2 protein-coding genes are annotated in these 1,287 nt (G+C 29.4%); both read right to left on the bottom strand.

What is annotated here, in order from left to right; translation table 11 throughout:
• Positions 1–10: 10 nt before the first annotated feature.
• Complete coding sequence (locus CN514_RS18390) at positions 11–427, bottom strand: GNAT family N-acetyltransferase (protein ID WP_286141748.1); 417 nt, start codon at positions 425–427, stop codon at positions 11–13.
• 133 nt (positions 428–560) lie between these two features.
• Positions 561–1,202 (bottom strand): glucosaminidase domain-containing protein, encoded by a 642-nt coding sequence (locus CN514_RS26620; protein ID WP_098233847.1) that lies wholly within the window; start codon positions 1,200–1,202, stop codon positions 561–563.
• Between the last annotated feature and the right edge of the window lie 85 nt (positions 1,203–1,287).

Genomic DNA, 1,287 nt, shown 5'->3' with positions numbered 1-1,287 from the left:
AAAATATCGTTTAATCTATTAATTTAACATAAATAATTTCAGGATCTCCTTCATCCAAATTATCGATAAATCCACTTTCAATATATCCTAGAGATTGAAATACTTTTTGCATTTGGATATTTGATTTGTTAGTAGAGGAAAATAATTTCTTTTCTGAAAAACCTTCAACATATTTCATGAGATTTTTCGCGATACCAAGCCTCCTCGTATTTGGTGAAACAATTATTAAATCAATAAATAAATGGCTAAAGAAAAATTTATGATAAATCATATAACCTACTATCCTCTTATTCATTTCACAAATAATGCATCGATTTTCTTCAATTGATCGTTTAATTTGATTTTCTCTAATTCGACTTTCAATAATTTGAGAATCCAGAATTACGATTGATTCACAATCATTCATTACCGCATTTCTAATTTCCACTTTCGTTCTCCTTTTCTTAAATGGTTATTGTTAACTTTTCTATAAAATTCTTTCAAACCCTCTTATGTAGTAGGTTAAAATTAAAAACCTGTATTTATAATCATACAGGTCATTTAATAAATGATTAAATACCTTATAGATTTGTTGGATTGAAAAGTTTGCCCCATGTTTTTATCCCAACAATTCCATCAACTACTAAATCATTTTTTCTTTGAAATTCTTTCACTGCTTTTTCAGTTAAAATCCCGAAAATCCCATCCACTTTAACGCCTACTATTTCTTGAATTTTCTTTACTTGTATTCCCCTTGATCCTTTTTTTAGGATTCCTTTATAAGGGTGTAACTCAATTTGAATAATCCTTTTATATAATCCATTTTTTATATTTGCATTATTAACCGAGATGAGCACATCTGCATAATTAGGAGCTACTGCCCATCCTGCATCAGCAATCGCTTTAAATTGCTCATCAGCAGTTTTGTATGTTCTAACTTTACTGTATCTTGGATTATTTAAAATAAAATCAACATAGCCCTGAACTGGATCATTATATTTTATATAATAACCACCTTCATTTTTAGGTCTTGCTGTTCCTCTACTACTAATTGGTAAACCTGGATACCACGTTTGACCTGCGATATTGTTATTTTTCTTAAAATTTTCAGACGTAAAATGTGCTGTTTCTACTTGCCATTGAGTATAAATTACTTCGGGTAACCAGCCAATCTTTTTTGAAACTTCTTGGGCATATTGAAAATATTTAATTGTATTAGACACTATAGACTAATCCTCTCCTTAAAGTGCTTGTCCTATAGAGTATTCATTTGCTCCAATCTTGGTACTAAGGAAATAGTAGAAAAGT

The organism is Bacillus sp. AFS001701 (assembly GCF_002559405.1).
Lineage (GTDB): Bacteria > Bacillota > Bacilli > Bacillales > Bacillaceae_G > Gottfriedia.
The sequence above is the reverse complement of the archived record's forward strand: the minus strand, read 5'-3'. Positions and strand labels throughout refer to the sequence as shown.